Origin of the sequence: Dentiradicibacter hellwigii (assembly GCF_041770905.1) — a bacterium.
In the GTDB taxonomy this organism is placed as follows: domain Bacteria; phylum Pseudomonadota; class Gammaproteobacteria; order Burkholderiales; family Rhodocyclaceae; genus Propionivibrio; species Propionivibrio hellwigii.
In genome coordinates, this window is sequence record NZ_JBEUWX010000002.1 from 1,863,872 (window position 1) to 1,889,804 (window position 25,933).

Consider the following 25,933-nt stretch of genomic DNA (forward strand, 5'->3'; position numbering starts at 1 on the left):
GATCCTTTCGTGTGAAAAGGGGATTGTGTCGGAACTTGCGGCTACCCCGTTGTCGGGACGGTCTTGGGGAGACTCGGTAGCATTCGGAAAACCGCATGAATTATGGCGCTTTCTCATTTTCCCGACAACCATCTTGCGATGGTTTTTGCGAAAAAACGCCCGCTTTCCAAAATTACGCGGTAAAGCCAAAAACGGCGTTCGCATTCGCGCGGGTCACGGCGGCGATATGGGCGGCGGGTTCGTGACGCAGTTCAGCTAATACGCCGGCAATACGCGGTATCTGTTCGGGCGAGTTGCGCGGCTTGGCCGGCGTGTCGGATGAGTGGGCGTCCCTCAGCCAGACGGGCGGAATATCGGGCGCGTCGGTTTCCAGTACGATCGCTTCAAGCGGCAGGCTGGCGGCCAATGCGCGGATGCGAGTTGAACCCGGATAAGTCATGGCGCCGCCGAAACCGAGCTTGAAGCCAAGGGCGATGAACTGCTCGGCTTGCTGCCGGCTGCCATTAAAAGCGTGAGCGATGCCGCGCCGGATGCCTGAGCGCCGGATATATCCGAGTACGGTGTCGATCGAGCGGCGCACATGCAGGATAACGGGCAGGCCGAATTCCTCGGCGATATTCAGTTGTCTGGCAAAAAAATAGGTTTGCCATTCGGCATCGTAGTCTGGCACAAAAAAATCCAGTCCGATTTCCCCGATGGCTCTTGCCGGGCAATCACCCTGAGATTCTGTACGCAGCCAGTCGCGCAACGCCGGTAGATCCGCTTCGTGCGCCTGATGAACGTATAAGGGATGAATGCCGTAGGCGGGCGAGCATCCGGGAAAACGGCGGCAACATGCCCGCACGGCAAGAAAATTATCCCGACTGACGGCGGGAATCAATAAACGGCTTACGCCGTTTGCCCTCGCCGCTGCGACGACGTCGGAACGGTCGGCGTCAAATTCAGGGGCGTCCAAATGGCAATGCGTGTCGAACCACATCGGTTTGTGCGAACAGGAGTCAGCTAGATCGTGCGTAAAGGGATGGCCGGCTCTTTGCCGTTAATGATGTCCGCGAGTACTTGTCCCGACCCGCAGGCCATCGTCCAGCCGAGTGTTCCATGCCCTGTGTTGAGGAACAGGTTGGAGATTTTCGTGCGCCCGATTAACGGTACGCTAGAGGGTGTTGCCGGGCGCAGACCGCACCAGAATTCCGGCTCTCCTGCCGGGTTGAGTTGGGGAAACAGGGCTTGCGTGCGCCGTATCAGCGCCTGGCAGCGCGCTTTGTTGAGTTCGATATTGTAGCCATTGAATTCGGCCGTGCCGGCAATGCGCAAACGCTGGCCCAGGCGCGCAAAAACGATTTTATGGCCGTCGTCGGTCATGGCAACCTGGGGCGCAACGCTGTCCGCCGACAAAGGGACGGTTGCCGAATAGCCTTTGGCCGGATAGACGGGGATACGGATGCCCAGCGGCGCGAGCAATGGCGGCGAGTAGCTGCCGCAGGCAACGACGTAAGCCTGCGCAGCAAGCGCTTCTGCATTGCCGTCCGCCGTCTGCAGGACGGTATTGCGCAGATTGCCGTCGCGCCCGGTTTGCAGCGCGCTGATCCGCGCATCGAAAAGGAATTCGACGCCTGCGTCGGCGCATCGCTGTGCCAGGCGCTGGGTAAACAGCAGGGCATTGCCAGATTCATCTTCTTTTGTATAGTCGCCGCCGACTAGCATGGGTCGCGCCGCATGCAGTGCCGGCTCGATGGCAACGCATTCGTCGGCATCAACCGGACGCCGGTCACAGCCGAACGCGCGCATGACGTTGGCGGCTTCGATCGCTGCCGCGTATTCACGGGCGTCGGTATAGACGTGCAGAATGCCGCACTCGCGCTGTTCGTATTCAATGCCCGTTTCACGGCGCAGTTCGCCGAGCTTGTGACGGCTGTAGATCGCCAACGCAAGAATGTCGCGCACATTGGCGCGCACCCGGGCAGACGTGCATTCGCGCAGAAAACGCCAGCTCCAGTCAAACAGCTTTCGATCGGGGCGAAGGCGGAAAAGCAACGGCGCATCTTCACGCCCCAGCCAGCCCAGCGCGCGCCGCAAGGTATGTGGGTTGGCCCAGGGTTCGGCGTGGGAAACCGAAATCTGGCCGCCATTGGCAAAGCTCGTTTCCAGCCCCGCTCCCGCTTGCCGGTCGATCACCGTGACGCGGTGTCCTGCGCGGGCGAGGTACCAGGCGCTGCTGACGCCAACGACTCCCGCGCCGAGAACCAGAACTTTCATGCCGTCTCTTTACTCCTGTTGTTCGCGGGCAATGCGGATAACTTCGGGGATGCGGCGCAATTGGCGTATGAGTCGAGCCAGATGCTGGCGGTTTGCTACCTGAATGAGAAAATGCAGATCCGAAGTCAGGCCGTGATATTGGTTGTCCATATTGACCTGCTCGATGCTGGCACCCGCTTGTGAGATGGCGGTGGCGATACGTCCCAGCATGCCGTTGAGGTGGCGGATCGTGACCTTGATGCGTGTATCGAACAGGATCCCAGGTTCGGGCGCCCAGCTCATCTGAATCCAGTCGTTGGCTTCGTTGCCTTGTACTCCGCGAATCTCGGGGCACGTGTGGCTATGAACGATCAGTCCGCTGTGCTTGTGCGGCAGGCCGATGATCGGGTCGCCAGGAATCGGGCAGCAACATGGCGCCAGTTGAATGGCCGCACCTTCATTGCCGCGAATGGCCAATGACGCCGGCGTTCTTTCCCCGTCTGCATATACCTGTTCGTGGTTGGCCAGGCGTTGTGCATAGACGGTGGCCGGCGTATTGCCTTGCCCGATGTCGGCATAAACATCATTTTTTGATTTTTTCCCTGCCTTATTGACCAGATCGTCCCAGGCGGCCGTCGGAATCTTGTCCTGAGAAATGCCGTGCGCGCGTAGCGCCTGACCCAGCAGGTTTTTACCCAGCAGGCTGGCGCTTTCCTGTTGCTGGGTTCTGAGAAACTGCCGGATTTTGCTTCGCGCGCGGCTGGTTTTGACATAGCCGAGCCAGGCCGGATTCGGAGTGGCATTCGGCGCCGTAATGATTTCGACCTGGTCACCGTTGGAGAGCTCGGCGGACAGCGGGATCAACTCATGACCAACCATAGCGGCTACACAACGATGCCCGATGTCGGTATGCACGGCATAGGCAAAATCGATGACCGTAGCCTGGCGTGGCAAAGACAGAATTTTCCCTTTCGGCGTGAAAACGTACACTTCGTCGGGAAAGAGATCTTCCTTGACGTGTTCCAGGAATTCGGAAGAGTCGCCCGATGAGGTTTGCAGTTCGAACAGGGATTGCAGCCACTTGTGCGTTTTGATTTGCAGCTCCGCACCGCTTTCCTCGCTATCTTTGTAGAGCCAGTGTGAAGCAATGCCGTCCTCGGCGACATGATGCATGCTTTGTGTGCGAATCTGTATTTCGATCGGCGTACCGTAAGGACCGATCAGTGTCGTGTGTAAGGACTGGTAGCCGTTTTCTTTGGGAATGGCGATGTAATCCTTGAATTTTCCAGGAACGGGTTTGTACAGACTATGCAGCGCGCCTAACGCCAGATAGCAGGTTGGCGTATCGTTGACGATAATACGGAATCCATAAATATCAAGGACTTGTGAAAAACTCAGGTGCTTCTCGACCATTTTGTGGTAGATTGAGTACAAACTTTTTTCCCGGCCAAAAACGCCCGCCTCGATTTTTGCCTCACGCAGTTTATTGCGGATGCCATTGAGGATTTTTGCCAGCAGTTCGCGCCGGTTGCCGCGCACGGCTTTGAGCGCCTTGGTCAGTACCTGGAAGCGGCGAGGATAAATGTGCTGGAACGATAAATCCTGGAGTTGCCGTCCGACATGGTTCAGGCCGATCCGTATCGCGATGGGCGCGTAAATTTCCAATGTTTCCTTGGCAATGCGCCGCCGCTTGTCCGGACGCAAAAAGCTCATGGTTTGCATATTGTGCAAACGATCGGCAAGTTTGATGAGCACGACGCGCAGATCGCGCATCATCGCCATCAGCATTTTGCGGAAATTTTCTGCTTGTGCCTGCTGATAGGTTTGCGATTCAATTTTTTCGAGTTTGGACAGCCCGTCGACCAGTTCGGCGACTGGCTTGCCAAATCGCGCCGCGATTTCATTTTTGGTGACGGCGGTATCTTCCATGACATCGTGCAACAATCCGGCAACGATGGCCTGAAGATCCATATGCCATTCCACCAGGGTTTTGGCGACAGCCAGGGGGTGCGTGATATACGGTTCGCCGGAAATCCGTTTTTGCCCCGCGTGCGCCTTTTCGCTGAAGCGATAGGCTTCGATGACCTGGGAAACCTCGTTCGGTTTGAGATAGGAGAGGGACGCTATAAAACTGCGCACCGCCGGATCTGTGGGATGATATTCCGACGCACCTGTCCGGCCGGGCGGTGCAGAAGCCTTGATAGAGGCGTGCCCTCTGGCATCCTCAGACATGGCTGCTCCCGGTTAATCTCGCGCTCCGAGATTCAGGTTTTGCTGCGGTTGAGCATTTCCAGTCCATATAAACCTTGGGAGAGTTCACGCAAGGCAATGACGGTCGGCTTGTCCCGATCGGCCTCAACCATGGGGGTTGCGCCGGAGGTAATCTGACGAGCGCGGTAAGTCGCAGCCAGCGTCATTTGGAAGCGGTTTGGGATTGCATGGATGCAATCTTCTACGGTGACTCGTGCCATATGCAAGTCCTATAACAATAATTCTTAAATCTTGTATCAGTATCATCACCCAAGCAATGCAGAAAATAGTGCGGCGTGGCACTTTTTCTGGTTCTTGTAGCGCAAACGCGAAGCGGCGATGATCGATTTTAGGCTGTGATATGCCTGTTGCAAATCGTCATTGATAATAACATAGCCAAACTCGCTTACATGCCGCATCTCTTCACGCGCGGCGGCCAGCCGGCGCGTTACCGTTTCGGCTGAGTCCGTTCCGCGATGCGCCAAGCGTTCTTCCAGGGCCACCAGCGAAGGGGGCAGTATAAAAATGCCGATTGCTTCGGGGAAAACTTTGCGCACCTGCTGCGCGCCTTGCCAGTCGATTTCCAGGAGAACGTCGTAGCCCGCCGCCATACGCGCTTCGATCAACCGTCGGGATGTGCCGTAATAATTGCCGTGGACTAGCGCCCATTCCAGGAATTCGCCATTTTCGACTTCAGCAAGAAAGGTGGCTACGTCAATAAAATGGTAGTCGCGCCCATTCTGTTCGCCATGTCTGGGTGAGCGCGTAGTTTTTGAAATCGATAGGCAGATACGTGGGTCACTGGCCAATAACATGCTGACCAGTGTCGTTTTGCCCGCACCTGATGGGGCGGCGACGATGTAAAGATGACCGCTCATAACAACAATCGCAATGATTTTCCGTTTAAAGCCGTTTTGCCATTTTTGGGCAGCATCTTGGCTTCTCTCTGAAGTTTTTTAAGTTTCTTTCCAGGTGTATGCACCATAATGCCGCGCCCTAGGGCCAGATACATTTTCCCATGAAATATCTATCCCAAACACCCTAATTTGTGTCAAGCGTGCAAGCTGTGAATCTATTACCGGAAAAACTGCCCAGTGCTTTACAAAGCGTGAGCCGAAAATAGCACTGCGCTGATGGCATGATCCGGTAAAGTAAAATTGAATCTATCGCCGACGAGTAAGGTTCATGGGCGATCGCGGTGTTTTACATCGATTACGAGATTTTTGAGGGAACAGAAACGATAAAGCGCGCAAACCTTGTGTCAGGTCTGCGCGCTAATGTTGCTTGCTTCTCTATGCCTGCATATTGCACCTAATGTGCTGCATGCATGGGTACACCAAATCTAAATCAGCGTTTCCTGCGCGACGTTCTCTTTTTCTGCACCGCAGGCGTTGCATCATCGTCACCTTGGACACCAAGCTGACCACCCGTACCTAGCCCTCCCTCGATATGCTGTGCTTTATAGTTGCGCACCGCCTTGACGATATTATTGTACGAGTCCATGAAGGCGGCAACGATCACTTTGCCTTCCGCCGTATTCGAGTATCCGCCCAATCCGCCACCGCCGCGGCCGCCAAACAGACTACCAACCGCGCCAAAATCCCAGTTCTTGGCGCTGCCCTCGGCGGCAGCCAGTTGAACGCCGGAACGGTTGTCGATCAATGTCAGGAGGGTGCTGGCTTCCTTGGCGTTCAGACTACCGCCGATTGCTGCGCCCAGGCTACCACCGAGCAATCCGCCCAATGCTCCGCCAATACCGCCAGCGTTATCGTTTGTGAAGGTAATGGATGGCGAGAGCGAATAATCTGCAGCAACCATCTGGCCTTTACCAAAACTGGAACGTCTGCGCAGTTCACCGGATTGTTCCAGCTGACGTTCACCCATCATATTGTCCATAGCTCTGCCACGCTCGACGATAACAAAACAGTTCGATTGCTGAATCAGCAGTCGAAGGACAGGAACCGTCGATCCTAAATGATATTGGCCGGTCAGGATGCCATACCAAGGCGCATTGGTATCTTCCACAACGGCTATGGTGCCCAGTGGCGCGCTACAATGTTCCAGCTGTTTGTTGGCATTCTGGCTATTGGCGCCTCCTGCCGATCCGGTAGCTTCGGTTTTGGCCGATGTTGAACCCATCTGCATATTGGCGCAGCCGGACAGTCCAAGCGCTGCTGCCAGGACAGTAAAAAGCAAAGGCGAAGAAAAACGCATAGAAATCCTTTCGGCAAATTCAGTTTATTAAGATTGGCGTAAAAGCCAACAGACAGTAAAACAGTAAGTATGGGAAAACCCTTGGCAACAGCAGACGACATAGTTTGACTAATTCGGCACGCCTGCCATAACTAACTGTATTTATTATTATACGGAATATAGATAGTTTTCCGCTACACGAGATCGCTAACTACCAGGCGTACCCGCTAATCATGGTGGTGAAAACAAAAAAGCCGCCCTGCTTTTGTGCAAAGGCGGCTTTATTTGATGAAGAAAATTCGGGTAAAAAGAGTGTGTATTGAACGCTAGTGCTAATTAGTAACAAAGATCGTCATGCCGACCGTACGAATACTACCAAATTTCGCTTCGTTTTTTGCAACCCATCGATCGACTTCGTCCAGCGTCAAATTCTTTGCCAAGACTTGCCCCGTGTTTTTACATACGACTGAATACATGGCCTAATCCTTTCTACTAGTATGGCAAAACATCACTCATAGGATGGCGCGAAGAATAGCGACCAACCGCCCTAAGTGTCTATTGTTCGATTTAGACGTTCCGTTACAGAGTGTAAAGTATCCAGTTGCCTGAGGCGCTAACATGCCATATGACCAGCGGCCATAATCAAAAATATCAGATGCCGCCCTTGCTCTCCTAGCGTAACAGGCGTCGCGGCGCTACTTACGTAAGCTCATACAAGCCCATCTGTACTTTTGTGCCTGCTACACGCGCCGCATTGAACTGGCGATGAGCGAATAGAGGTAATTAATAATAAAAAGTCTGGGGAACGCCCAGAATTATGGGTTTTTTAAGCCGATTTGTGGCCAATCACGCGATAAACCGTCGTATTTCCCTTACCCTGCAGGTAAACTGTCCGCGGTTCGTCGAAATCAAAACGTTGCCGGAGCCGCCGGTAGGTGGCCTCATCGACTTGCACCATGCCCGCGCCTCCCTCATCAGTGATACGACTGGCAAGATTGACGGTATCGCCCCAAAGATCGTAGATGAATTTCTTTTTTCCAACGACGCCGGCGACGACCGGGCCGGTACTGATGCCGATGCGTACTTCTAGATGCATCTGGCGGGTCGGTGAGTCCTCGTGCAACAGATTGCGCATTTCCAGCGCCAGATCGACCAGCGCGTCGGTGTAGTTGCCGCAGCGGTCATTGGTCATGCCGCCCGCCACCATATAGGCGTCGCCAATCGTTTTAATTTTCTCCATGCCATGTTTTTCGGCCAATTCATCGAAACGGGAGAATATGTCGTTGAGCATGGCAAAAACCTGCTGCGGTGTCATGCCTTCGGCCATTCTGGTGAAATCGACGATATCCACAAACATCACCGAGACATCGGCAAATCCGTCGGCAATCGTTTGATTTTCATGCTTGAGCCGTTCGGCGATAGTGCTGGGAAGCACGTTGAGTAATAGCCGTTCAGAGCGTGCCTGCGCGCTTTGCAGGCGCTGGTGCGCTTCTTCGAGCAGGAGTCTGACCCGCTGCTTTTCCGCCGTCGCATAACGGATCATCAGATAGACAAGCGTCGACACGGAGATGAAATTGAGCGTGAAGAAGAACGCCATCGTCTGCATCGAGAGGCGATACGTCGGTGGTGCAGCGCCCTCGGCTAGAAAGAAGTCGAAAATACCCGAGAGCACGACCAGCAGAATATAGGCCATGAACCAGGTCAGCGACGGGCGTGCACCGACGATAAGCGCCGCGCCAATTGGCGCCAGCAGTCCCCAGAGGCTGATGCCACTGGCGTCGATGAAACCACCCATGCCCCATTGCGCCGCAAAGGGCATACACAGGATCGTCAAAAGCTGGGTCAGCCGGAAACGGTCGAACTTCCGGCTTTTCAGATAAATCAGCAGGTTGCCGATGAGCAGCAACTGAAAAATAACGGGAATCGTCGCAGAGAATTGCGGGCCGAACTGCCAGTAAATGAACAGCCAGAGCGTCGAGGCCAGGCTGATCAGGCCGGTGGCAAATACCAGCAGCGATTTTTGCAGACGGATTTCGTCCGAGTCGCCCGGTTCGATGCCGCTGTTGCGCAGGCGCGCGAGAATCCCCTCGTCTGAAGCTTGCATGGTTTTTATGATGGATGGAATCGTAGAGTCACGAGGATTTGACGCCAAAGCAAGTCCAGGGTCAAGTGCTTTGTGCGCATTCCCGTATAAAGAAGCAAGTCACGATCCGCGCCTTAAGCTGCCTGTGTTTTCGCGCTTTGTGGCAAGTGGCTTCCGGGCGCAATACATCTGCAGAAAAAACCGCGATAAAGTGTTACCAAACCTGCCCGACAGTGCGCCATTCCCCGGTGCATGGGCATGGGCGGTGAATAGCACGATCTGTTGGATGAGAAGGTACTACGATTGCGCGCAAATTACCGCCAGAGGCTCAGTCAATGCCTTCGAACTTCCTTTTTCAAATACGTGCACTGGGCCGGAAAGCACAAGGCATGTCCCTGGAAGAAACGCGGAAAGTGGGTCGTTGGTGGGCAGATAAGCATCAAGAAAAAGTCGGGAATACCCGGGATGGCTTGGCATGGGCAGACATCGGGTTTCAGCGCACGCTACGGACGCCTGGCGGCAATGCGCTGCGAATGGCTTCACGCACAGCATCAATGGCCTGGGGCCGGGGAAACGTGACGCGCCAAGCCAGCAACACACGCCGGAATGGCGCGGGATCGACAAAGTGGCGATATTCGATCAGCGTCTCATCCTGCGGCCAGGATTCGGCTGCCGAACAGGGGACGACAGAGATTCCCGCACCGCTGGCTACCATGTGCCGCACGGTTTCCAGCGAACTACCCTCCAGCGCGCCGCTCATGCCGCCGGGTTCGGAAAGTTTCGGGCATGCCTGTACGACCTGATCGCGGAAACAATTACCCTGTCCGAGCAGAAGCAGGTTTTCGGCGGCAATGGCTTCCGGCGGGAGGCGCTTTTGTTTGGCCAGCGGATGGCCGGAAGGCAGCACGACACAAAATGGCTCGTCGTAAAGCGGGCTGGCAACGATGCCCGGCTCGCTGAAGGGATCGGCGACGATGATGACGTCGAGTTCGCCGCGGCGCAATTTCTCGGCTAGCCGAACCGTAAAATTCTCGTGCAGATAAAGCGGCATGTGTGGCGCACGGGCATGTAGCGCCGGAATCAGACGCGGCAGCAGATAGGGCGCAATCGTGAAAATGACACCAAGGCGCAGCGTTCCGGATAAGGGGTCTTTACCCTGTCCGGCAATTTCGTCGAGACGCGCCGATTCTTCCAGCACGCGTTCTGCCTGCCAGGCAATCTGTTCGCCCAACGGAGTGGGGCGGACCTCGGTCGAAGAACGCTCAAAAAGCGTAATGCCGAGGCGCTGCTCGACTTTTTTCAGGGCAACGGACAGGGTCGGCTGGCTGACATGGCACTTTTCGGCGGCACGGCCAAAATGCCGCTCTCTGGCAAGCGTGACGATGTAGCGAAGTTCGGTCAGTGTCATCGCTCGTTACCGGAAAGCCGCGAAAAGTGTTCCAAAGTAGAGTTAACGCGGAAAAACAGATGTAGTGGCATACACGTTTTGGACCGAAAACAGCAATGGCATCCAAAATATTAAATACAGAATAGCCATTGGCTATTGGCCCCATAAAAATAATAAATTGGATTAATTCTATGCGCTCCCGTAATATTTGCCTACCCAATTTCCCCCTTCATCAACCAAGGAGAACGATGATGAAATCGCTGATTAATACCGAAGTGCTTCCTTTTAAAGCCACCGCATTCCATGCTGGCAAGTTTATCGAAGTGTCCGATGACGACCTGCGCGGCAAGTGGTCCGTTGTCTTTTTCTACCCGGCCGACTTTACCTTCGTCTGCCCGACTGAACTGGGGGATCTTGCCGATAACTACGCAGAATTCAAGAAGCTGGGCGTTGAAATCTACAGTGTATCCACCGATACCCATTTCACGCACAAGGCCTGGCACGACAGCTCCGATACGATCCGCAAAATCGAATACATCATGGTCGGCGACCCAACGGGCGTTCTCTCGCGGAACTTTGGCGTGATGATCGAGGATGCCGGTTTGGCGGAGCGCGGAACCTTTGTCATCGATCCGCAAGGCAAGATTCAGATTATCGAGATCAACGCCGGCGGCATCGGTCGCGATGCCAGTGAATTGCTGCGCAAGGTCAAGGCTGCGCAGTACGTCGCTGCGCACCCCGGTGAAGTTTGCCCCGCCAAGTGGAAGGAAGGTGAGAAAACGCTGGCGCCATCGCTTGACTTGGTGGGTAAAATCTAGGCGTCAGATTCAACAGCCGGGCGGCCATATGTCGCCCTGTGCCGCCAATGAACTGCCATTCCGGTTTTGCCGGGATGGCAGTTTCCGATTATTTGGACCTTCCGCTGCCAAGCTTTTTCATGTCCCAATTCCGGCATATCCGGCACAAACTTCTAGAGACCGTGCGCAGCACGTAAATAGCGCGGCCTGATCGATACGTTTCAGGAAAAACGAACCATGCTTGACGACACCATCAAAACCCAGCTCAAGGCGTATCTTGAACGCCTCCAACGCCCGATCGAACTCGTCGCCTCTCTCGATGACAGCGATCGATCTGTGGAAATGCGCACCATGCTCGACGAGATCGGCGCATTGTCCGAACGGGTGGCCGTACGCCATGACGGTGCGGATGCACGTCGGCCGTCCTTCACCGTCGGGTGTCCGGGAGACACGGCCAGAATTCGTTTTGCTGGTCTGCCGATGGGGCATGAATTTACTTCGCTGGTGCTGGCGCTGTTACAGACGGGCGGTCATCCGCCCAAGGTTGAAAAGTCTGTCATCGAGCAGATTCAGGCGCTGACGGGTGAATTTCACTTTGAAACTTTCATTTCGCTCTCCTGCCATAATTGCCCGGACGTTGTGCAGGCGCTGAATCTGATGGCCGTGCTGAATCCGGGTATCCGCCATGACATGATCGACGGGGCGCTGTTTCGCGCGGAAGTCGATGAACGCAGAATCATGGCCGTGCCGACCGTTTTTCTGAACGGGCAGCCTTTTGGGCAGGGGCGCATGAGCCTTGAGGAAATCATCGCCAAGCTCGATACTGGCGCAGCCGCGCGCGAAGCCGAAAAAATTTCGGCAAAAGAGACTTTTGACGTTCTTGTCGTGGGTGGCGGGCCTGCCGGGGCCTCGGCAGCCATTTATGCGGCGCGAAAGGGATTGCGGACGGGCGTTGTGGCCGAGCGTTTCGGCGGACAGGTGCTCGAAACGCAGGCTATCGAGAATTTTATTTCCGTCAAAGAAACTGATGGCCAGAAACTGGCCGCTGGCCTGGAACAGCACGTACGTGATTACGGTGTCGATATCATGAACCTGCAACAGGCCAAGTCCCTGACCGTACGCGACAACGGCCTGGCGGAAATCCACCTGGCAGGCGGCGGTGTGCTCAAGAGCCGCAGTGTAGTTATCTCGACGGGTGCGCGTTGGTGCGAAATGAACGTGCCGGGAGAGAAAGAATACCGCGGCCATGGTGTCGCCTATTGTCCACACTGTGACGGCCCGCTGTTCAAGGGCAAGCGCGTTGCTGTTGTCGGCGGCGGTAATTCCGGCGTCGAAGCGGCAATTGATCTGGCGGGTGTTGTCGGGCATGTCACTTTGCTGGTGCGCAGTAAACTGCGCGCGGATGCCGTGTTGTGCGAACGCCTGGCCGAATTGCCGAACGTTGAGGTGATTACCGGGGTGCAGATCGAGGAAGTAACCGGCGATCACGGCAAGGTCAACGGGCTGGTCTACAGCGATCGTGCCGACGGCGAAAAACACCGCATCGATGTTGCCGGGGTCTTTGTGCAGATCGGCCTGCTGCCGAATACCGACTGGCTCAAGGGCACGCTTGCCCTGTCGAAGAACGGGGAAATCGAGATCGACGCGAAAGGGCAGACTTCGCTCCCCGGTGTTTTTGCTGCGGGCGATTGTACGACGGTGCCGTTCAAGCAGATTGTGATCGCCATCGGCGAAGGCGCCAAGGCATCGCTGGCGGCGTTCGATCATCTGATCCGCTCTCCTGCAGCAACGGCTTGACCCGGTTTGGCGGTTCTTCCGAGCCGCACCTTGCCGTGCAGAGTCAGCTTGCCCGAAAAGACTGGGGAAAGCTTGATGGTCGGTGAAATTCTTTCCCCATAAGGCGGTACGGCGGCAAACCGTATTGCCCGCACGGTCGCTTGACTCAATGCGCTCGAGCGGGAGATTCATCGACTATTTTTGATTCCAGTCATATTTCTTTGGCGGTTGAACGGCTGTAAACTGGGTGTCCGCAACCTTTCCGGAGAAATTGATGTCTTTTGCCATCCGCATTCATCAGACCGGCGGCCCTGAGGTGCTGCGCTGGGAGGCCGTTACCGTTGGCGATCCGGCGCCTGGCGAAGTCAGAATTCGCCACGAAGCGGTCGGCCTGAATTTCATCGATACCTATCAGCGCTCCGGGCTGTATCCCTTGCCTTTGCCGGCTGTGCTGGGGCAAGAAGGCGCGGGGGTCGTAGAAGCCGTCGGCGAAGGCGTCAGCGAGTTTAAAGTGGGGGATCGCGTCGCTTATGCAGGCGGGCCGGTCGGCGCCTACTGCCAGGCGCGTTGTTTGCCGGCCTGGGTGTTGCTGAAACTGCCGGATCGCATCGATTTCCGCACCGGCGCGGCAATGATGCTGCAAGGGCTGACCAGTGCTTATCTGTTGCGCCATACCTACCGCGTCCAGCCGGGCGATACCGTATTGATTCATGCGGCGGCCGGCGGTGTCGGGCTGATTGCCTGCCAGTGGGCGAAAGCGCTGGGTGCAACGGTGATCGGTACGGTATCGACCGAATTCAAGGCCGATCTGGCACGCCAGCACGGTTGCGACCATGTCATCATCCACGGCCGCGAGGATATCGTGGCGCGGGTGCGTGCGCTCACCGATGGTGTGGGCGTCTCCGTAGTCTATGACGGTGTGGGTAAGGCCACTTTCATGGCTTCGCTCGATTGCCTGCGCCGGCGCGGCATGCTGGTAACTTTTGGCAATGCGTCTGGCGCCGTGCCGCCATTTGATCCGCTGCTACTGACGCAAAAAGGTTCCTTGTTTCTGACGCGCCCCAAGCTGGCGGACTATATGACGCAGCGTAGCGAGTTACTGGCGCTGGCCGATGAACTGTTCGGCTTCATGGCCACCGGCAAGCTCCATATCCGAATCAACCAGACCTACGCGCTGGCCGATGCGGCACAGGCACACCGCGATCTTGAAGCACGCAGGACGACCGGATCGACCGTCCTGCTTCCCTAATATTTAACCAGGACGAAAACCATGAAGTCTTTTCTGATTGCTAACCCGAAAGGGGGGTCGGGAAAATCGACGCTGGCGACCAATTTGGCAGGTTATTTCGCGCATCGCGGCTATTGCGCCATGCTCGGCGATATCGACAACCAGCATTCGACACGCGACTGGCTAACGATCCGTCCGCCGACACTGCCGCCCATCCTCGACTGGCACCCGGGCAAAGCATCCATGGGGAAGAAGGGATACCCGGCGCCTGCGTCAGAAAGTACAACGCGCGCCGTCCTTGATACGCCGGCGGGCTTGCATGGCCGTGCGCTGGAAAATGCGCTCAGTCAGGTTGGGCACGTCATCGTGCCGATTCAACCCTCGCTGTTCGACATTCTGGCGACGCGACAATTTCTCGAAACCCTGCTGAGTATGGAACGGGTGCGCAAGGGGCGCCTCCGTGTCGCCATCGTTGGTATGCGTGTAGATGCGCGCACGCGTGCAGCGGGCGAACTGACGCGCTTTCTTTCCGTGTATGGCCTGCCGCCGCTGACCTATCTGCGTGATACGCAACTGTATATCCAGGCTGCCGCCAACGGCATGACGCTGTTTGATCTGCCGCCCGCCCGCATCGCCAAAGATTTGGAGCAATGGCAGCCGCTTGTCAGCTGGGTGGAAGGCTAAGCCGCCGAACGGCTGCCTTTGCCAAAATACTGAACTGGCTCGCCTTACCGTACTGAATGTACTGTCGCGGCTCACCGCCTGGTCTTTTGGCAAAATCGAGCCGCTATGAGGCTTTCGGGGCACACTTCTGAACCCCGTGTGGATAGGGCGTTTGCGGTCAGGCATCTCTGGAACCCTTATAAATAAAGGGCTTCAGGGCAGGTGCCCCGGAGATGCCCTAAATACGCGGGCTTCAGGCCACCTCTTTTTGAAGATGCACCTGCGCTTCCGCCCCCGCGTTTTTCCAATTCTCTCCCTGTCGGGGAGAGGCCCCGAACCCCGCGCGGATAAAGAATTTCAAGGCAGGTACCCAGAGATGACCTAAAAACTAAAAAACAAGAATTACTAAAGCATGTGCACTGACTTCCACCCACGAGACTTCTCTTGATGCCGTTGCGCTGAGCGGCAGCGCGCCCCGCTGACTTTCTTTGCCTCGCCAAAGAAAGTCAGCAAAGAAACGCGTCCCCAGGCGCAGAAGACTCCTTGCCGCGGGTCTGCTTGGCGGCGGGCTTTATTAACTCGCTGCGCTCAAACAATCAAACCCTTGTTCCCGCCAATCTACCCCGCGCCTGCGGCTGCGCCTAAGGGAGAGTTGGGTGCTTCGTAGTGATCGAATACGCGAAAGGGCATGCCCGGAAATCCGCGTAAATAGGGTATCTCCAAGCAGGCTCCTCTGTACCCCTTAGAACATGTTCATAGTCTTCGTAGCAGGATTCCCAAGAAAGCCAAAACTACCATTTGCAGACTGGTACTCAACTTACGCTCGCAGTTTTTCCAAAGCCGTCTGTTCTTTTCCAACCAGGAAAAACTGCGCTCTACTACCCATCGCTTTGGCAATACCGCAAAACGCTGCAATTCGTTTCGTTTGGCAATCTCTACTTCCGCACCAATCAACTCCTGTACCGACGAAGCAAATGCCTGACCCGTGTAACCTCCGTCGGCAAGGACTTTTTGTACCGCACCAAGATTATCTCTGTCACGTTCCAATGCCACCAGGCCGCCTTTTCTATCCGTAACATCCGCCGTCGTTACCGCAAGGGCATGCGGCAAACCTTGCGTGTCAACCGCTATATGTCGCTTGATACCGCTAACCTTCTTGCCAGCATCGTAGCCTTTTTCCATGGCGGTATCCGTGTTCTTCACGCTCTGCGCATCAATAATCAGGAAAGTGGTTGCTTCATGGCGTCCCTGCTTGCGACGTGCTGCGGCCACCTGATTTTTTTTAACGCTTCCTCAAAGAGACTGATGCCACTTTCCCGGGGCTCACTCCATCTTTGGAAGTAGGAATGAACGGTGCGCCATTTGGGAAAATCGCCCGGTAAGGCACGCCAGGCACAGCCGTTGCGTAGAAGATAGAGAATGGCACAAAAGACATCGTACAAGTCTACTTTGCGCGGTGCTGTGCGTCTGCGAGCACTTTCCAAAAGAGGAAGAAGAGTAGCAAATTGTGTGCGACTTATATCGCTTGGGTAGGCTTTTCTGTTCATAACGATACTTTACAGCAGAGACTATGAACACGTTCTTATAAATAGGGCGTTTTCGGGTAGGGTGCTCTGGGACGCCCTGTTTACGCGGGTTTGCGAGCATCCTCCTTTGAAACGCCCTAAATACGCGGGCTAGCGAGCAGGTGCCCGGAAGAACCTAAAAACAAGGATTGAAAGGGTTGTTTGACTGTCGGTGCTGGCTCCGCCCGCGAGAATTCTCTTGATGTCGTTGCGCTGAGCGGCAGCGCGCCCTGCTGACTTTCCTACCTTCTTTCTTTATCTCGCCAAAGAAAGTCAGCAAAGAAACGCGACCCCAGGCGCAGAAGACTCCTTGTCGCGGGTCGCTTGGCGGCGGGCTTGATCAACTCGCTGCACTCAAACAATCAAGCCTTTGTTCCCGCCAAGCTGCCCCGCGCCTTTCTGAAATAGCGGCTTCCTTTGCCAAAATACGGCGTTGGCTTCGCCTTGCCGTACTGAATGTACTGCCTGCGGCTCGCCGCCTTGTCTTTTGGCAAAGTCGAGCCACTATATTTTGGCGTCTCAAATATGGGTGCCCTGAACCCCGCGTATTTAGGGCATCCCAGGGTAGGTGCCTCTGGAACCCTTATAAACAAAGGGCTGGCGGGCAGCCCTTCGGAAATGCACGTAAATAAAGAACCTCCGGGCGCCTGCTCAAAGACGCCCTGTTTACGCGGGTTGCGGCGGGCTACTTTTTCGCCTTTGCCTTCGTCGCTTTGTCGGCATAAGGCGTCATCCGGAAGCGGTAGACTTCCGAAATCTCTCTGTCGTAGCCAGGGTAAAAACCTTTGACCATGCCAAGCACGATGCGCGAGCCGCGGTTGAACAGGATCAGTAATTCACCCGTTTTTGGATCGACGCCACCTGCTTCGATTTCGCCTTGGCGTTTGACCTCGGAGAAAATCTTCTCGCGCACGACATGCGCGTAGGTCTTGTCCGTGACATCAATGCGGTACAGATTGTCCGGCTCGTCGAAGTCGGCATTGCCGTCGTCCGCGGTGACGAACAGCTTGCCCTTCCAGTAATGGATGCCCTGAATCCATTGCGGCACGGCCTGCAAATGTACCTTGCGCAGGTATTTGCCGGTGTCCAGGCTGTATTCATAAATGTAACGCCCGCTTTCCTCGCCCACCCAGGAGACCATCCATACCGTGCGCTTGTCGGTATCGACGCAAATGCCGGACACTTCCTGCTGGCCGCTGGACGGCTCGAAGCTGAATGAACGCTTGAGCTTGAGCGTTTCAGCATCGTGAATGGCAATCTGGATATCCTTGCCGACGCCGTCCATGAAATTTTCGGCGCTGACAAAAATCTCGCCGTTGAAAACGTCGATGCCGCCAATGTGATTGGCCGGAATCGGGTAGCCGTCAAACGGCGTCTCATTGGCAAGCAGCAGCTTGCCGTTCTTGTCGTACTTGTAGAGTGCTTTGCTGCCGCTGACGTAGTAGTAATTGCCGTCGCTGGCAACGCCCTGACGCCCCTTGACCTCAAACGTATCGATCAACTGATAGCGATAGGTCGGCTGAGTGGTCAGCGAAGCATCAACTGCCTGAGCGATTGGAGCAAACGTCAACGCACCGAGCATCAACGGTAGCGCAAGAGAACGAAAACGAATCGTCATGATAGCCATCTCTCCCATTCGAATAGTCGATTATCGAAAACCGGATTACAGCCCCCGGCGCCGACCGATGCTAAGGCAGGGTAATACCAAAGTCAATCGGGAACGGAGGACTCATCTGGCGTATTCGTATCCTGTGGAGACGCCGCTATGACGGTGCGGGGGCAGCCTCACGACACTGCACCGCCAGCATGGTGCGTATGCAATGCGGGCGGTCACAGTAATCAATGGCTGTCAATGTTCAGTCGTCGTAAATCTCCATGGAGACAGGTATCGGGAGATAGCGATAATCATGGCGATGACCCCGCCGCCGAGGCTCGTAATAGACTTCGGGCGGCGCCTCATAGTATGTGGGCGATTCGTAATAATAAGTGGGCTGCGCCGGATAAGAATAACTTCTCTCTGAATAACGGTAATTTGGAGGGTACGGATAATAATGCGCTGAATGTTCAGACTTATGGCGACGGCGTGACTGGCTGCCAATGGCCGCGCCTGTTGCTGCGCCAAGAACCCCACCGGTAACCATCGCATCACGTCCGCCTACGGAATGGCCGACCAGGGCGCCCGCTGCACCGCCGATCAAGGCGCCAACGACGGTATCATTGGCCAGCGCAGTGGCCGAAGTGGTCACGCCGAGTGAAAACACGATTACGGCGCCGAGCACTCTATTAGGTTTCATCGTCTTGTTCTCCTTTGGTTAATTTCCAATCCACGCCTACTTCATTGCGTATCATCGAGCGTCGCAGACTATCGAAGCGCATTCCCTTTGTCCTCAACAAACTGTAAGCAGTTGTTTCCCACCGATGCCGGAATCTGCAAGGCGGAAAACCGCAAGTTAAGATGCCAAATCCGGTAACGCATCCGGCAGAATTCGGCATACACACTGTCATCCAAAGAAGAAACGTTCTGCGCTGTCTGGCGGGAAAATGAAGGGTACGGAGAAGGGCAGTAAAATATCCGGATGCCCGAACCGCGTTTTGTCCATCTACGCCTGCATAGCGAATACTCGATCACCGACAGTACGGTGCGTCTGGATGCCGGCAAAAATCACGAATGTCCGCCTGTGATGCGCGCCGCCGCCGACGGGATGCCGGCGCTTGCCCTGACCGATCTGGCGAACTGTTTTGGCTTCGTCAAGTTCTACAGTGCGGCCAGGGCGCGCGGCATCAAGCCGATTCTCGGTTGCGATGTCTATCTGGCTAATGAGGCCGATCCCGACCGTCCGTATCGCCTGCTGCTTCTGTGCCGGACGCATCGCGGTTATCTACAGCTCTGCGAGCTTCTCTCGCGGGCGCAGCTTGCACCGCGTGTGCGCGGCCGGGCGGAAGTGACTCGTCAGATGCTGGACGAAGTTCCTCTTGATGGCTTGATCGCCCTGTCGGGCGCCTCGTTGGGCGATGTCGGTGAAGCCTTGCAGCAGGGGCATGCCGATCTGGCGGCTAGCCGCGCCCGTTACTGGATGAAGCGTTTTCCGGAAGCGTTCTATCTGGAAATTCAGCGTTTCCAGCCGCGTGATTCGGCGCATTATCGGTTGCAGGAAAGTTTGGTTACAGCCACAGCGGCTTTGGCGACAGAACTCGATTTACCGCTTGTGGCAACGCACCCGATCCAGTTTCTTGAGCGCGGCGACTTCATGGCGCACGAGGCGCGCGTCTGCATCGCGGAAGGCCAGATGCTCGGTGACATGCGGCGTCCCCGCCTCTATACCGAGGAGCAATACTTTAAATCAACGGGCGAGATGCTCGAACTTTTCGCCGATCTGCCGGCGGCGATCGAGAATGCGGTTGAGATTGCCCGCCGCTGCAATCTGACGGTGACGCTGGGTAAGCATTATCTGCCTGTCTTCCCGACGCCGGAGGGTATTTCTCTCGATGATTTCTTGGTGGCGGAAGCCGAGCGCGGCCTGGAGCGGCGCCTTGTGCAGCTATACCCTGATCCGGCGCAGCGCGCACAGCAGCGCCCCACCTATGACGCCCGCCTGCGCACCGAGATCGAGACCATCATCAAAATGGGCTTCTCCGGCTACTTCCTGATCGTGGCCGACTTCATCAACTGGGGTAAAAAAAATGACGTCCCCGTCGGGCCGGGGCGCGGCTCGGGCGCAGGTTCGCTCGTGGCCTTCTCCATCGGCATCACCGATCTGGATCCTTTGCGCTACGCCCTGCTGTTTGAGCGCTTCCTCAACCCGGAGCGCGTGTCGATGCCGGACTTCGACATCGATTTTTGTCAGGATAAACGCGGACGCGTCATCGAATACGTGCGCGAGAAATACGGCAAAGACGCCGTGTCGCAAATTGCCACCTTCGGGACGATGTCGTCCAAAGCGGTCATCCGCGACGTCGGGCGCGTGCTCGATCTGCCCTATTCCTTCTGCGACCAGCTTTCCAAACTGATCCCGCTTGAACAGAATAAACCGTTGTCGCTGGCCAAGGCGATCGAGGCGGAACCCCAGCTGAAGGAACGCATCGAGAATGAAGAAGAGGTGCGCGAGCTGTTCGATCTGGCCGGCCGACTGGAAGACCTGACGCGCAATATTGGCATGCACGCCGGCGGCGTGCTGATTGCGCCCGGCCGGCTCACTGATTTTTGCCCGCTCTACTCGGCCGACAGCGGCGCTTCCGTCGTCTCCCAGTACGACAAGGACGATGTTGAAAAAGTCGGCCTCGTCAAGTTTGACTTTCTCGGACTGCGCAATTTGACGACCATCAAGCAGGCCGTCGATTACGTCGAGTATTTGAGCGGTTCGCGCCCCGATCTGGACGCGCTGACCTTCGACGATCCCAAGACCTACCAGATTCTCAAGGATGCCAATACGACGGCGATCTTCCAGGTGGAATCGGAAGGTATGAAAAAACTGCTCAAAAAGCTCCAGCCCGACCGCTTTGAAGACATCATCGCCGTGCTGGCGCTGTATCGGCCGGGGCCGCTCGGCTCAGGCATGGTCGATGACTTTATTCTGCGTAAGAAAGGGCAGCAGAAGATCGACTATTTCCACCCTGACCTGAAAGACGCGCTGGAGCCGACTTACGGCGTCATCGTCTATCAGGAGCAGGTCATGCAGATTTCCCAGATTATCGGCGGTTACACGCTCGGTGGCGCGGACATGCTGCGTCGGGCGATGGGCAAGAAAAAGCCGGAGGAAATGGCCAAGCACCGCGAGACGATCGCTGCCGGCGCAAAGAAGAAAGGCTACGATCCGGCGCTGGCTGAGGAACTCTTCGACCTGATGACCAAGTTTGCCGAATACGGTTTTAATAAATCGCATACGGCAGCTTATGCGGTCATCACCTACCAGACAGCCTGGCTGAAAGCCCATCACTGCGCGGCTTTCATGGCGGCGACGCTGTCGTCGGACATGGACAATACCGATACGGTCAAGATTTTTTACGACGATGCCCTCGCCAACGGGTTGAATATCCTCGGGCCGGACATCAACGCCTCCGGCTACCGTTTTACGCCGGTCGACCGCGCAACCCTTCGGTATGGCCTGGGCGCCATCAAGGGCACGGGCCAGCAGGCGGTCGAATGCATCGTTGCGGCGCGTAACGCGGGTGGCGCGTTCAAGGATCTGTTCGATTTCTGCCGCCGCGTCGATAAGCGGCTGGTCAACCGCCGCACGATCGAAGCGCTGATTCGCGCTGGCGCTTTCGATTCGATCGACAGCCATCGCGCCCGCCTGATGGCATCGGTGGGTATTGCCATCGAAGCCGCAGAGCAGGCCGAGCGCGACGCCCTGCAGGTCAGTCTGTTTGACCTGCTCGACGATGCGGCGCAGGCGGAGCAGCAGCCGCACTATATCGAGGCAGCGCCTTGGCCGGAGCGCGATCGCCTGCGTGAGGAAAAAACGGCGCTGGGCTTCTTTTTTTCCGGGCATCCTTTCCATGCCGTCAAGCAGGAGGTTTCGCGCTTTGCGCATCGGCCGCTCGCGCGGCTTGAGGCCAGAAAGGAACCGCAAATTCTTGCTGGGCTGGTCGCCAGTGTGCGCACCAAACTTACTGCGCGCGGCAAAATGGCTTTCATCCAGCTCGATGATGCTTCGGCATCGCTGGAAGTCTCCGTGTTCAATGAAACGTTTGAGACGTACAGGGACCGCATTGGGGTCGATGAAGTGCTGGTCGTCGAAGGCAAGGTGCAGAACGATGATTTTGCTGGCGAGGGTAAAGTACGCATCGTCGCGGATCGGCTGTTTTCATTGGCCGAAGCGCGCACGCGCTTTGCCCGCCAGTTGCGGATTACCCTCAACGGGCAGGCTAGCGGCGGCAATGCGCGCGCTGCCGCGCTGCGCCTGCAAGGATTGCTGGCGCCCTTTACGCAGGATGGCACTTGCCCCGTGTGCCTGAATTACCGCAATGCCGAGGCCTTGTGCGAACTGAAACTGGGCGATGCCTGCCGCGTTCGGCTGGAGGATGCGCTGCTGGATGCGCTGGGTGAATGGCTCAGGCCCGAAAGTGTGCTGGTGGAATATCCGTGAGCAGGGCGGCGCAATCGATCTGGCGCGGCAGAGCGCTACGGGCGCTGCGATAAGGGGAAGGACAATACCGTCGGCGGGTTGGCAAGCCCAGTGATTACCGGAAGAGTGAGAAGGCCAGGCTAAATATGCCCGCAAATACCGCGCCGATCGGCAGGGAGCAGATCAGCATCATGAAAGCAAAAGAAAAAGCTTTTTCTTGCGGCGTTTTCAGCATCGCAGGCGCGCCAAGAAACATCAGGTAGAACGAATACAGCAGCGCCAACATGCCGGCAATGATGAAATCCGGAAAAACGGAAAAAACGCTGCCTACCATGCCGGCGGTTGCGCTGTAGGCGACCAGTTGCAGGGCTTTTGATGGATCACTGAGTCCGCCGAAGCGTGGCGACAGTTTATTGGCCAGACAGGCCAGGGCGCCGATGATGCTGAGCAGCAGCCCATATCCGACGACCGTACCAATGCCTATCGACAGCCACGACGCAGGCGCTGTCTGTCCGGAGGCGCGGGCGGCGAGGACTGTTCCCACCAGGCTGGCGCAGACGGGAATCAGCGCAACGGGCATGATATAGCCGGTATACAACCCCCGGGCGTCGGTCTGCTCGGCCGCAATCGTCTGCCAGGTTTGTCTGGGTGAAAACAAAATTCCAATAATGTGCCGGATGAGTTTCATGCAAAACCTTTTTCTTTGAACGGGGCTGTGATTGAAAGTGGGGAATAAGCTCGCCGTAGACCATGCGGGTATTACCCCCGTCGCTTGCCCCGAAAGGCCGCTATTATCCTAAAAATATCTGCCGGGCGCTTGTCGGTGGAAACTGTGTCAAATACCGCGAAACCCTTTGCCTGGCGTGGAAGTACAGGCGTGTTCATGCCGGTTACAGCTGCCTTGATACCAATATCAAAACCGCCGCAACGATTCGCGATGATGGCATTTTTCTGCTCATGCCGCGCCATCGCTGCAATCTATGGACGATCTATGTCCTGACGGATCAGCTTACGCTGAGCGACGGCGTCAATGCATGGGCTATATCCAGTCCTCGGCAGGTGTGCGCGCTGCCGGCTACGCGACGTTCGCTCTCGTGGCCGCCTACCCGATCATGCCAAAACTGCAGGTTCAGCTTAATGTGGATAAGCTGTTCGACCGCAATGACTACACGCGCGTTGGCGGTATAAATATCTTTAGCATTCCCGGTGCGGAATGCAGCAGCACGGCAAATCTCCGTGACGACTTCAAGTAGCGCTCCGTTTGCCACCCGCAGTGGGCGGCACAAAAAATGTACAGGCCGGATAGGGCTCCGGCCTGTACCGGTTTCCGGGGTCAGTCATCCCGCCGGGAGGAGAGCACCTTGCCGGTTTTGGCATCGATGACGACATCGTATTCAAGGCCGTTTTCATCGAAAACTTCGACATCGAAATGGTCACCCTTCCAGCTTCTGTCGAACTCGACTTCGGTTACACGCCCGTTCTTTACGGCCTGCGCGGCAATTTCCGCTGCCTTGTCAAAACTAATGTATTGGCTGCGGTTTTTTTCGTAGTACCACTGATCGTCTTTAGCAAAAGCGGGCGCGGAAAGTACCAGGAGCGAACCGGCGCCGAGTGCGGCAAGCAGGGTTTTAGTGATTTTCATGACATGAACTCCTTATGTGTATGCGTGGTTAAAAAAAAGACTGGCGTGTGTTCCAGTGCGGCGCATTGTATCGGTAAAGAATTAGGTGCACGTTAGGCCGCGCAGCGATGTTCGATTCATCGGCCTTTCGTGCCATCGTGCTGTCTTGCCATCGTACTGAGGTGAGCAGCCTCATTGTTCCTTTGCATGTTATAAAACAGTGAAATTTTGCAAAAAGGGATAAAAGCAGAGCAAAAAATTTCTGGGTGAGTGGCGCATCGATTGGTGGCGGAGCAGCGTGCGTTATCCATCATTGGTTCCCAGGCAAATCAGGATCGGTACGCGCTATGGCCGACTTGCGCGCGGAGCCGCGCCGGGTGGCTCGTTTCAGCCGGTGTTTCTCCGTGCGGCAGGCCGGTTGCGCATTACGGTCAGAAAACCGAAGCAGAATGCTTCAGTCCCGCATCGGCAGGAAAGCTCAACCAGTCCATAGGCAGGCTGTTAAAATCGCCCGGTTTTCCGTAGTGAAGAAGTCCTTGTCATGGCTACCGATTATCTCGAAAAAATTCTCAATGCACAGATCTACGATGTCGCGATAGAAACACCGCTCGATCCTGCCCCCAACCTCTCGGCGCGTATCAGCAATACCGTGCTCATCAAACGCGAAGACATGCAGCCGGTGTTCTCGTTTAAGCTGCGCGGCGCATACAACAAGCTGGCCAAACTTTCGCCGGAAAAGCGCAAACGCGGCGTCATCTGTGCTTCGGCCGGAAACCATGCGCAGGGGGTCGCGCTCTCGGCGGCGAAAATCGGCTGTCGTGCGGTGATCGTTATGCCGACGACGACGCCGGCCATCAAGGTCGATGCAGTCAGAAACCGGGGTGGTGAGGTTGTGCTGGCGGGCGATACGTATGATGCCGCCTATGCCCATGCCCGCACGCTGGAGAAGCAGGAAAAACTCACCTTTGTGCATCCTTTCGACGATCCGGAGGTGATCGCCGGGCAGGGCACCATCGGCATGGAAATCCTGCGCCAGCATTCCCAGCCGATTTATGCTGTTTTTTGCGCCATTGGCGGCGGTGGGCTGATTGCCGGCGTGGCGGCCTACATCAAACGCTTACGCCCGGATATCCGGGTGATCGGCGTTGAAACGCGCGATGCCGACGCGATGAGGCGCTCGCTCGAAGCGGGCAAGCGCGTGCGCCTGAAGCATGTCGGCCTGTTTGCCGACGGTACGGCAGTCAGATATGTCGGCGAAGAGACTTTCCGCCTTTGTCAGCAGCATGTCGACGAGGTGATTCTGGTCGATACCGATGCCATCTGCGCGGCGATCAAGGATGTCTTTGAGGACACCCGTTCGATTCTTGAGCCTTCCGGCGCGCTGGCGATCGCCGGCGCCAAGGCCTATGCTGCGCGCAATCGCCTGAAAGACAAAACGCTGGTTGCCGTGGCATCCGGCGCCAACATGAATTTTGACCGTCTGCGCTTTGTCGCCGAGCGCGCCGAAATCGGCGAACAGCGCGAAGCCGTATTCGCCGTCACCCTCCCTGAGCAGCCCGGCAGCTACAAGAAATTCATGAATCTGATCGGCGCCCGCAACATTACCGAATTCAACTATCGCTATAACGACGCCCGCGATGCGCAGGTGTATGTCGGCATCCAGGTCGCCTCGCGCGCCGAGTCGCTCAAGTTGATCGAACAGCTGCGTCGCAATGGCTATGCCGCGCTTGATTTGACCGATGACGAAATGGCCAAGCTGCATATCCGCCATCTGGTGGGCGGGCATTCGCCGCAGGTCGACAACGAAATTCTCTACCGTTTTGAATTTCCCGAACGGCCAGGCGCGCTGATGAATTTCCTCTCCCGCATGAGCGCGGGGTGGAATATCAGTCTCTTCCATTACCGCAATCACGGCGCTGACACCGGGCGTGTTCTCGTTGGTATGCAGGTGCCACCGGGTGAAATGAAAATATTCCGCGACTTCCTCAAGCAGCTTGGCTACGTACATTGGAACGAAACGGACAACCCCGCTTATCGTCTTTTCCTTGGTAAATGACCCAATATAGGCTA

At 56.2% G+C, this 25,933-nt stretch carries 21 protein-coding genes; 7 read left to right on the forward strand and 14 right to left on the reverse strand.

The features are described from left to right. Positions 1-172: 172 nt before the first annotated feature. From ABCS64_RS10730 to ABCS64_RS10765, 8 genes are all read right to left on the reverse strand, one after another. Complete coding sequence (locus ABCS64_RS10730; protein WP_418891827.1) at positions 173-979, reverse strand: TatD family hydrolase; 807 nt, start codon at positions 977-979, stop codon at positions 173-175. 23 nt (positions 980-1,002) lie between these two features. After that, positions 1,003-2,256, reverse strand: a complete 1,254-nt coding sequence (locus ABCS64_RS10735) for a D-amino acid dehydrogenase (protein ID WP_418891828.1) — start codon at positions 2,254-2,256, stop codon at positions 1,003-1,005. A gap of 9 nt (positions 2,257-2,265) precedes the next feature. Next, positions 2,266-4,467, reverse strand: coding sequence for a RelA/SpoT family protein (locus tag ABCS64_RS10740; protein ID WP_418891829.1), 2,202 nt, complete (start codon positions 4,465-4,467; stop codon positions 2,266-2,268). Positions 4,468-4,499: 32 nt separating this feature from the next. Further along, complete coding sequence (rpoZ, locus tag ABCS64_RS10745; protein WP_418891830.1) at positions 4,500-4,706, reverse strand: DNA-directed RNA polymerase subunit omega; 207 nt, start codon at positions 4,704-4,706, stop codon at positions 4,500-4,502. Positions 4,707-4,751: 45 nt separating this feature from the next. After that, a complete protein-coding gene (gmk, locus tag ABCS64_RS10750) occupies positions 4,752-5,363 on the reverse strand; it encodes a guanylate kinase (RefSeq protein ID WP_418891831.1) in 612 nt (203 codons plus the stop codon). A gap of 469 nt (positions 5,364-5,832) precedes the next feature. Then, on the reverse strand, positions 5,833-6,699 hold the full coding sequence (locus tag ABCS64_RS10755) for a CsgG/HfaB family protein (protein WP_418891832.1): 867 nt from the start codon (positions 6,697-6,699) through the stop codon (positions 5,833-5,835). An 805-nt stretch (positions 6,700-7,504) separates the two neighbouring features. Continuing rightward, entirely contained in the window at positions 7,505-8,782 is a 1,278-nt protein-coding gene (locus ABCS64_RS10760) for an adenylate/guanylate cyclase domain-containing protein (protein WP_418891833.1), read from the reverse strand. Positions 8,783-9,254: 472 nt separating this feature from the next. Then, a complete protein-coding gene (locus ABCS64_RS10765; protein ID WP_418891834.1) occupies positions 9,255-10,169 on the reverse strand; it encodes a hydrogen peroxide-inducible genes activator in 915 nt (304 codons plus the stop codon). A gap of 227 nt (positions 10,170-10,396) precedes the next feature. Here ABCS64_RS10765 and ahpC point away from each other — a divergent pair, with 227 nt between their 5' ends. From ahpC to ABCS64_RS10785, 4 genes are all read left to right on the forward strand, one after another. Further along, positions 10,397-10,966 carry an alkyl hydroperoxide reductase subunit C gene (gene ahpC / locus ABCS64_RS10770; protein WP_479686660.1) on the forward strand — a complete coding sequence of 190 codons (570 nt, stop codon included), beginning with the start codon at positions 10,397-10,399 and terminating at the stop codon, positions 10,964-10,966. A gap of 216 nt (positions 10,967-11,182) precedes the next feature. Beyond that, the gene (gene ahpF / locus ABCS64_RS10775; protein WP_418891835.1) at positions 11,183-12,742 is read left to right on the forward strand and encodes an alkyl hydroperoxide reductase subunit F; all 1,560 of its coding nucleotides are present in this window, start codon (positions 11,183-11,185) and stop codon (positions 12,740-12,742) included. 253 nt (positions 12,743-12,995) lie between these two features. Next, positions 12,996-13,970, forward strand: a complete 975-nt coding sequence (locus ABCS64_RS10780; RefSeq protein WP_418891836.1) for a quinone oxidoreductase family protein — start codon at positions 12,996-12,998, stop codon at positions 13,968-13,970. A gap of 21 nt (positions 13,971-13,991) precedes the next feature. Beyond that, positions 13,992-14,633, forward strand: coding sequence for a nucleotide-binding protein (locus tag ABCS64_RS10785; RefSeq protein WP_418891837.1), 642 nt, complete (start codon positions 13,992-13,994; stop codon positions 14,631-14,633). Positions 14,634-15,365: 732 nt separating this feature from the next. Here the strand turns inward: ABCS64_RS10785 and ABCS64_RS10790 are convergent. From ABCS64_RS10790 to ABCS64_RS10800, 3 genes are all read right to left on the reverse strand, one after another. Then, a protein-coding gene (locus tag ABCS64_RS10790; RefSeq protein ID WP_418891373.1) for an IS5 family transposase occupies positions 15,366-16,159 on the reverse strand; the annotation gives its coding sequence in 2 pieces (ribosomal slippage) (positions 15,366-15,883 and positions 15,883-16,159; 795 coding nt in all). Positions 16,160-16,862: 703 nt separating this feature from the next. Continuing rightward, on the reverse strand, positions 16,863-17,795 hold the full coding sequence (locus ABCS64_RS10795; protein WP_418891838.1) for a hypothetical protein: 933 nt from the start codon (positions 17,793-17,795) through the stop codon (positions 16,863-16,865). A 238-nt stretch (positions 17,796-18,033) separates the two neighbouring features. After that, the gene (locus tag ABCS64_RS10800; protein WP_418891839.1) at positions 18,034-18,471 is read right to left on the reverse strand and encodes a glycine zipper 2TM domain-containing protein; all 438 of its coding nucleotides are present in this window, start codon (positions 18,469-18,471) and stop codon (positions 18,034-18,036) included. A 282-nt stretch (positions 18,472-18,753) separates the two neighbouring features. Between ABCS64_RS10800 and dnaE the strand changes: the two genes are divergently transcribed. Beyond that, entirely contained in the window at positions 18,754-22,263 is a 3,510-nt protein-coding gene (gene dnaE, locus ABCS64_RS10805) for a DNA polymerase III subunit alpha (RefSeq protein WP_418891840.1), read from the forward strand. A 94-nt stretch (positions 22,264-22,357) separates the two neighbouring features. Here the strand turns inward: dnaE and ABCS64_RS10810 are convergent, their stop codons facing one another. Together ABCS64_RS10810 and ABCS64_RS10815 are read right to left on the reverse strand one after the other, a co-directional pair. Beyond that, on the reverse strand, positions 22,358-22,930 hold the full coding sequence (locus ABCS64_RS10810) for a Yip1 family protein (RefSeq protein ID WP_418891841.1): 573 nt from the start codon (positions 22,928-22,930) through the stop codon (positions 22,358-22,360). A gap of 71 nt (positions 22,931-23,001) precedes the next feature. After that, on the reverse strand, positions 23,002-23,211 hold the full coding sequence (locus ABCS64_RS10815) for a hypothetical protein (protein ID WP_418891842.1): 210 nt from the start codon (positions 23,209-23,211) through the stop codon (positions 23,002-23,004). A gap of 65 nt (positions 23,212-23,276) precedes the next feature. On the opposite strand from ABCS64_RS10815, the gene ABCS64_RS10820 reads away from it, so the two are divergent. Beyond that, the gene (locus ABCS64_RS10820; RefSeq protein ID WP_418891843.1) at positions 23,277-23,495 is read left to right on the forward strand and encodes a hypothetical protein; all 219 of its coding nucleotides are present in this window, start codon (positions 23,277-23,279) and stop codon (positions 23,493-23,495) included. Between the two features lie 80 nt (positions 23,496-23,575). Here ABCS64_RS10820 and ABCS64_RS10825 read toward each other — a convergent pair whose 3' ends face one another. Next, positions 23,576-23,884 carry a PepSY domain-containing protein gene (locus tag ABCS64_RS10825; protein ID WP_418891844.1) on the reverse strand — a complete coding sequence of 103 codons (309 nt, stop codon included), beginning with the start codon at positions 23,882-23,884 and terminating at the stop codon, positions 23,576-23,578. A 520-nt stretch (positions 23,885-24,404) separates the two neighbouring features. Here ABCS64_RS10825 and ilvA point away from each other — a divergent pair. Continuing rightward, on the forward strand, positions 24,405-25,919 hold the full coding sequence (gene ilvA, locus ABCS64_RS10830) for a threonine ammonia-lyase, biosynthetic (RefSeq protein ID WP_418891845.1): 1,515 nt from the start codon (positions 24,405-24,407) through the stop codon (positions 25,917-25,919). Positions 25,920-25,933: the final 14 nt, after the last annotated feature.

Excerpts from the sequence above, each read along its gene's own strand:
- ABCS64_RS10740 (WP_418891829.1), bottom strand. The coding sequence starts at position 4,467 with ATGTCTGAGGATGCCAGAGGGCACGCCTCTATCAAGGCTTCTGCACCG.
- ABCS64_RS10810 (WP_418891841.1), bottom strand. The coding sequence starts at position 22,930 with ATGAAACTCATCCGGCACATTATTGGAATTTTGTTTTCACCCAGACAA.
- ABCS64_RS10785 (WP_418891837.1), top strand. The coding sequence starts at position 13,992 with ATGAAGTCTTTTCTGATTGCTAACCCGAAAGGGGGGTCGGGAAAATCG.
- ahpF (WP_418891835.1), top strand. The coding sequence starts at position 11,183 with ATGCTTGACGACACCATCAAAACCCAGCTCAAGGCGTATCTTGAACGC.
- ABCS64_RS10730 (WP_418891827.1), bottom strand. The coding sequence starts at position 979 with ATGTGGTTCGACACGCATTGCCATTTGGACGCCCCTGAATTTGACGCC.
- ahpC (WP_479686660.1), top strand. The coding sequence starts at position 10,397 with ATGATGAAATCGCTGATTAATACCGAAGTGCTTCCTTTTAAAGCCACC.
- ABCS64_RS10800 (WP_418891839.1), bottom strand. The coding sequence starts at position 18,471 with ATGAAACCTAATAGAGTGCTCGGCGCCGTAATCGTGTTTTCACTCGGC.
- rpoZ (WP_418891830.1), bottom strand. The coding sequence starts at position 4,706 with ATGGCACGAGTCACCGTAGAAGATTGCATCCATGCAATCCCAAACCGC.
- ABCS64_RS10820 (WP_418891843.1), top strand. The coding sequence starts at position 23,277 with ATGGGCTATATCCAGTCCTCGGCAGGTGTGCGCGCTGCCGGCTACGCG.
- gmk (WP_418891831.1), bottom strand. The coding sequence starts at position 5,363 with ATGAGCGGTCATCTTTACATCGTCGCCGCCCCATCAGGTGCGGGCAAA.
- ilvA (WP_418891845.1), top strand. The coding sequence starts at position 24,405 with ATGGCTACCGATTATCTCGAAAAAATTCTCAATGCACAGATCTACGAT.
- ABCS64_RS10780 (WP_418891836.1), top strand. The coding sequence starts at position 12,996 with ATGTCTTTTGCCATCCGCATTCATCAGACCGGCGGCCCTGAGGTGCTG.
- dnaE (WP_418891840.1), top strand. The coding sequence starts at position 18,754 with ATGCCCGAACCGCGTTTTGTCCATCTACGCCTGCATAGCGAATACTCG.
- ABCS64_RS10795 (WP_418891838.1), bottom strand. The coding sequence starts at position 17,795 with ATGACGATTCGTTTTCGTTCTCTTGCGCTACCGTTGATGCTCGGTGCG.
- ABCS64_RS10760 (WP_418891833.1), bottom strand. The coding sequence starts at position 8,782 with ATGCAAGCTTCAGACGAGGGGATTCTCGCGCGCCTGCGCAACAGCGGC.
- ABCS64_RS10755 (WP_418891832.1), bottom strand. The coding sequence starts at position 6,699 with ATGCGTTTTTCTTCGCCTTTGCTTTTTACTGTCCTGGCAGCAGCGCTT.
- ABCS64_RS10815 (WP_418891842.1), bottom strand. The coding sequence starts at position 23,211 with ATGGCGCGGCATGAGCAGAAAAATGCCATCATCGCGAATCGTTGCGGC.
- ABCS64_RS10735 (WP_418891828.1), bottom strand. The coding sequence starts at position 2,256 with ATGAAAGTTCTGGTTCTCGGCGCGGGAGTCGTTGGCGTCAGCAGCGCC.
- ABCS64_RS10765 (WP_418891834.1), bottom strand. The coding sequence starts at position 10,169 with ATGACACTGACCGAACTTCGCTACATCGTCACGCTTGCCAGAGAGCGG.
- ABCS64_RS10825 (WP_418891844.1), bottom strand. The coding sequence starts at position 23,884 with ATGAAAATCACTAAAACCCTGCTTGCCGCACTCGGCGCCGGTTCGCTC.